At 74.7% G+C, this 4,757-nt stretch carries 4 protein-coding genes; all 4 read right to left on the reverse strand.

The genetic code is table 11. The features are described from left to right. Positions 1 to 95: 95 nt before the first annotated feature. From kdpC to CTKZ_RS22070, 4 genes are read right to left on the reverse strand one after another with little or no spacing between them, the layout of a single operon-like run. Positions 96 to 764 carry a potassium-transporting ATPase subunit KdpC gene (gene kdpC, locus CTKZ_RS16625; protein ID WP_124343988.1) on the reverse strand — a complete coding sequence of 223 codons (669 nt, stop codon included), beginning with the start codon at positions 762 to 764 and terminating at the stop codon, positions 96 to 98. Continuing rightward, positions 764 to 2,899: a potassium-transporting ATPase subunit KdpB gene (kdpB, locus tag CTKZ_RS16630; protein ID WP_124343989.1), complete on the reverse strand. Its 2,136-nt coding sequence runs from the start codon at positions 2,897 to 2,899 to the stop codon at positions 764 to 766. Before kdpB ends, kdpC begins: the two co-directional genes overlap by 1 nt. Next, positions 2,896 to 4,557, reverse strand: a complete 1,662-nt coding sequence (gene kdpA, locus CTKZ_RS16635; protein ID WP_124343990.1) for a potassium-transporting ATPase subunit KdpA — start codon at positions 4,555 to 4,557, stop codon at positions 2,896 to 2,898. The genes kdpB and kdpA overlap by 4 nt, the downstream gene beginning before the upstream one ends. Beyond that, complete coding sequence (locus CTKZ_RS22070) at positions 4,554 to 4,646, reverse strand: potassium-transporting ATPase subunit F (protein WP_124343991.1); 93 nt, start codon at positions 4,644 to 4,646, stop codon at positions 4,554 to 4,556. The genes kdpA and CTKZ_RS22070 overlap by 4 nt, the downstream gene beginning before the upstream one ends. Positions 4,647 to 4,757: the final 111 nt, after the last annotated feature.

The raw sequence follows: 4,757 nt of genomic DNA on the forward strand, positions 1-4,757 counted from the left end.
ACCGGTGTCCGACCGCGACCCGTCGGCACCCGGCACGGGCCGTGCGCGCCCCGGCCCCGGTGCGGGGTCGGGACGCGCGGCGCCGTCCGGGCTGGTCACGAGCCCATTGTCCGCAGCGCCAGGTTGAGGCGCAGCACGCTCACGCGCGGCTCGCCGAGGAACCCGAGGTCACGTCCGACGATTGAGCGCTCCACGAGGGCCGCGACGTCGGCGACGGGCAGCCCGTTCTCGCGGGCGACGCGCGCGACCTGCAGCCGCGCGTACGCGGGCGAGACGTCGGGGTCGAGCCCGGACCCGGACGCCGTGACGGCGTCGGGCGGGACGGACGCCGGGTCGACGCCCTCGCGCTCCGCGACCGCGGCCCGGCGCGCGTCGATCTCCCCGACCAGGTCGGGGTTGTTCGGCCCGAGGTTGGACCCGCCTGACGCGAGCGTGTCGTACCCGTCGCCCGCGACGGACGGACGCGGCTGGAACCAACGGGGCCCGTCGAAGGACTGCCCGACGAGGGCGGACCCGACGGCGTCCGACGCGGCCCGCACGTGCGACCCGTCGGCCGCGACGAGTGACCCGTCGGCCCGCCAGCCGAGCGCGACCTGCGCGACGCCGGTGACGGCGAGCGGGTAGGCGACGCCGAGCAGGACGGTGAGGACGAGCAGCACGCGCAGGCCGGCGAGGGTCTGCCGCACGAACGGGACGACGGTGGCGGGCCGCCCCGACGTGGCGGACGGGAGGGCGGCGGGGGCGGGCGAGGTGAGCGTGGACATCAGGCGATCCCGGGGAGCAGCGAGAGGACGAGGTCGATGATCTTGATCCCGACGAACGGCGCGACGAGCCCGCCGACGCCGTAGACGAGGAGGTTGCGGCGGAGCATCGCGGACGCCGACGCGGGTCGGTACCCGACGCCGCGCAGCGCGAGCGGCAAGAGCGCGACGATGACGAGCGCGTTGAACACGACCGCGGAGAGGATCGCCGACTCGGGCGAGTGCAGCCGCATGACGTTGAGCACGTCGAGCTGCGGGAACGCGCCGACGAACATCGCGGGGAGGATCGCGAAGTACTTCGCGACGTCGTTCGCGATCGAGAACGTGGTGAGCGCCCCGCGCGTGAGGAGCAGCTGCTTGCCGATCTCGACGATCTCGATGAGCTTCGTCGGGTTGGAGTCGAGGTCGACCATGTTCCCCGCCTCCTTGGCGGCGGTCGTGCCGGTGTTCATGGCGACGCCGACGTCGGCCTGCGCGAGGGCGGGCGCGTCGTTGGTGCCGTCACCGGCCATGGCGACGAGCCGCCCGCCCTGCTGCTCGCGCCGGATGAGCGCGAGCTTGTCCTCGGGCGTGGCCTCGGCGAGCACGTCGTCGACGCCGGCCTCGGCGGCGATGGCGCGTGCGGTCAGCGGGTTGTCGCCCGTGACCATGACGGTGCGGATGCCCATGGCGCGCAGCGCGTCGAACCGCTCCCGCATGCCCTCCTTGACGACGTCCTTGAGGTGGATCACGCCGAGCACGCGCGCGGGCGACGAGCCGACCTGCTCGGCGACGACGAGCGGCGTCCCGCCCGACGCGGAGATGGCGTCGACGGTGGCCGCGACGTCGGCACCCGCGTGCCCGCCGGTCGAGCGCACCCAGTGCGTGACGGCCGCGGCGGCGCCCTTGCGGACCCGTCGGTCGGCGCCCGGCAGGTCCACGCCGCTCATGCGCGTCCGTGCCGTGAAGGGCACGAGCACCGCGTCGACCAGGTCGCCCTCGGGTCGCGCGCGCAGGCCGAACCGCTCCTTGACCAGCACGAGCACCGAGCGGCCTTCGGGCGTCTCGTCGGCCATCGACGACAGCTGGGCCGCGTCGGCCAGGCTCTCCGGCGTGACTCCCGGTGCGGGCAGCAGGTCGGCGGCCTGCCGGTTGCCGAGCGTGATCGTGCCGGTCTTGTCGAGCAGCAGCACGTCCACGTCGCCCGCGGCCTCGACGGCCCGCCCCGACATCGCGAGCACGTTGCGCCGCACGAGCCGGTCCATGCCCGCGATGCCGATCGCCGACAGCAGCGCACCGATCGTCGTCGGGATCAGGCAGACCAGCAGCGCGACGAGCACGACGAGGTCCTGCGTCGCGCCGCTGTACGTGGCGAACGGCTGGAGCGTCACGACGGCCAGCAGGAACACGATCGTCAGCGTCGTGAGGAGCACGTTGAGCGCGACCTCGTTGGGCGTCTTCTGCCGCGCCGACCCCTCGACGAGCGCGATCATCCGGTCGACGAACGTCTGCCCGGGCTGCGCGGTGATGCGCACGACGATCCGGTCGGACAGCACGACCGTGCCGCCCGTGACGGCGGACCGGTCGCCGCCCGACTCGCGGATCACGGGCGCGGACTCGCCGGTGATGGCCGACTCGTCGACGGACGCGACGCCCTCGACGACGTCGCCGTCGGACGGGATCGTCTCCCCCGCCGCGACCACGACGACGTCCCCGACGCGCAGCGCGGAGGACGGCACCTCCTCGGTCGGCGGACCGTCGACGGCCCCCGACGAGACGACTCCCGCGCCGCCGACGACGCGCCGCGCGGTCGTCTGCCGCTGCGTCGCCCGCAGGCTCGCCGCCTGCGCCTTGCCGCGCCCCTCGGCGACGGCCTCGGCGAGCGTCGCGAACAGGACGGTGGCCCACAGCCACAGCGCGACGGCCCAGGCGAAGACGGACGGGTCGAGCGCGGCGAGGACGGTCGTGAACGCGGCGCCGACCTCGACGACGAGCACCACGGGCGCGTCCCACAGCCGTCGGGGGTCGAGGCCGCGCAGCGCCGCGGGCAGGGCGGCGATCAGCTGGCGGCCCGACAGCGCGGACGCAGGAGCACCGCGGTGCTGCGGCGTACCGGTGGACGGCCCGGCCGTGCGGGCCGGGGTCAGGGTGGTGCTCATGACAGGGACTCCACGACGGGACCGAGGGACAGGACGGGGACGAAGGTGAGCGCCACGACGACGAGGGTGACGCTCACGAGCAGCCCGACGAACAGCGGGCCGTGCGTCGGCAACCTCCCGGACCCGGCGGGCACGGTCCGCTGCGACGCGAGCCGCCCGGCGAGCGCGAGGACGAGCGCGATCGGCACGAACCGGCCGACGAGCATCGCGAGGCCCAGCAGCACCTGGTAGAAGGGCGTGCCGCTGGTGAGCCCGCCGAACGCCGACCCGTTGTTGTTGCCGGCGGACGCGAACGCGTACAGCACCTCGGACAGCCCGTGCGGGCCGGCCTCCTGGATGCCGGCCTGCCCCGCGGGCAGTGCGACCGCGAACGCGGTGCCGACCAGGACGACGGCGGGCATGGTGAGGACGACGAGCGCGACGAGCGTGATCTCCTGCCGCCCGATCTTCTTGCCGAGGTACTCGGGCGTGCGCCCGACCATGAGCCCGGCGAGGAAGACCGCGACGATCGCGAGGACGAGCAGCCCGTAGAGCCCGCTGCCGACGCCGCCGGGCGCGACCTCGCCGAGCAGCATGTTGACGAGCGTGACGCCGCCGCCGGGTGCGGTGAGCGAGTCGTGCATCGCGTTGACGGCGCCGGTCGACGTGCCGGTCGTGGACGCGGCGAACAGCGCGGACGCGGCCGCGCCGAACCGCGTCTCCTTGCCCTCCAGCGCAGCACCGGCGGCGGCGGGCGCGAGCCCCGGTCCGGCGGTCTCGGCCCAGGTCAGCAGCGCGACCGAGCCGGCCCAGAGCACGCCCATCGTGGCGAGCACCGCCCAGCCCTGGCGGCGGTCCCCGACCATGAGGCCGAACGCGCGCGGCAGCGAGAGCGGGACGAGCAGCATGAGCACGACCTGGAGGGCGCTCGTCCACGGCGTCGGGTTCTCGAACGGGTGCGCCGAGTTGGCGTTGAAGAACCCGCCGCCGTTGGTGCCGAGCTGCTTGATCGCCTCCTGCGACGCGACAGGTCCGCCGAGCACGTGCTGGGTGCCGCCGGCCAGGGTCGTGACCTCGGTCGGCGCGTGCAGGTTCTGGATCACGCCACCCGCGACGAGCGCGAGCGCCGCGACGAACGCGAGCGGCAGCAGGACCCGCACGGAGCCGCGCACGAGGTCGGACCAGAAGTTGCCGACGCGCGCGTCCGTCCCGGACCGCGCGAACCCGCGGATCAGCGCGACCGCGACCGCGAGCCCGACGGCGGCCGACACGAAGTTCTGCACCGCGAGCCCGGCCATCTGGAGCAGGTGCCCGGCGGCGGTCTCGCCCGAGTACCACTGCCAGTTGGTGTTGGTCACGAACGAGACGGCGGTGTTCCACGCCCCCGCGGGGTCCATCGGGGGCGCGCCGACCGACAGCGGCAGCCGGTCCTGGAGCCGGGCCAGCCCGAACAGCACCAGGACGGACGCGAGCGAGAAACCGAGGAGCGACACGAGGTAGGTGCTCCACCGCTGCTCGGCGTCGGGGTCGACGCGCATGACGCGGTACCCGGCGCGCTCGACGGCGAGGTGCCTGCGGGAGGTGAAGACGCGCGCGAGGTACGCACCGAGCGGGCGGTGCGCGGCCGCGAGGACCACGACGACGAGCCCGACCTGGAGGACGGCGGTCACCGCGCTCACCGGACCTTGTCGGCGCGCAGCAGCTGCACGACGAGGTAGACGAGCAGCGCGGCGGCGACGACGAGCGCCGCGACGTCGAGGCCGTTCACGCGCGGTCCCCCGCTCGGTCGGCGGGCGGCCCGACGGGTCCGTCGGCGGACGTGCCCGACGTACGAGACGTGCTAGACGTGCGGGACGTGCGGGACGTGCCGGGCGGGAGG

This window comes from Cellulomonas algicola (genome assembly GCF_003851725.1).
In the GTDB taxonomy this organism is placed as follows: domain Bacteria; phylum Actinomycetota; class Actinomycetes; order Actinomycetales; family Cellulomonadaceae; genus Cellulomonas; species Cellulomonas algicola.

Coding starts and splice junctions, on each gene's coding strand:
- kdpC (WP_124343988.1), bottom strand. CDS start 764: ATGTCCACGCTCACCTCGCCCGCCCCCGCCGCCCTCCCGTCCGCCACG.
- kdpB (WP_124343989.1), bottom strand. CDS start 2,899: ATGAGCACCACCCTGACCCCGGCCCGCACGGCCGGGCCGTCCACCGGT.